The organism is Streptococcus oralis, assembly GCF_001578945.1.
Taxonomy (GTDB): Bacteria; Bacillota; Bacilli; order Lactobacillales; family Streptococcaceae; genus Streptococcus; species Streptococcus oralis_Q.
In genome coordinates, this window is sequence record NZ_KQ969598.1 from 1 (window position 1) to 534 (window position 534).

The window sequence follows — 534 nt, forward strand, 5'->3', positions numbered from 1 at the left end:
AGGAGGCGCATGGATGGCACAAGAAACAAATCTATTTGGAGGAATAACTTTGAGCCCACGGGCTAAGCAGTTGGCTTATCTGAAGGAGCATGAAGAGGAAATGGCAAACTTCGTTAAATCTTGGAATTCAAAAGTTGAGAGTGTCCAATTTGATTGGGATAGTATGGAAGTTGGTCAGGTAGGAAATGGAACTCCTCAAGGCGGAGGTTATATGATGACAGTGAACGGTAGAATCAATAATAATAAGGATACTAAATTTACATTAGGTTTTCCACTAAAACGTAATTTAAATGAAATCCCTGAGAAACTTGTTATTATTCAAATGCAACCAATAAGAATTTTGAAAGGAAATTTATGGGATCTTTATGAGTAACAGTAATTTAAAAACCTTTGATAATTTTTATGCAGATTTAGCACAAGCTGCCTACACTTTTCGCCCAAGTAATTTTCCTCCTCAAAATAGTTCAACGAACGTACAAACATTTGATTTCTCAAATGATAGATATATGTTGGATGAGGATGGTAATGTAAAAG

1 protein-coding gene is annotated in these 534 nt (G+C 35.2%); it reads left to right on the plus strand.

All coding sequences use genetic code 11. From position 1 onward, the window contains the following. A partial coding sequence (locus SORDD16_RS09965) for a hypothetical protein (RefSeq protein WP_061453295.1) occupies positions 1-373 on the plus strand: 373 nt, incomplete at its 5' end. Positions 374-534: the final 161 nt, after the last annotated feature.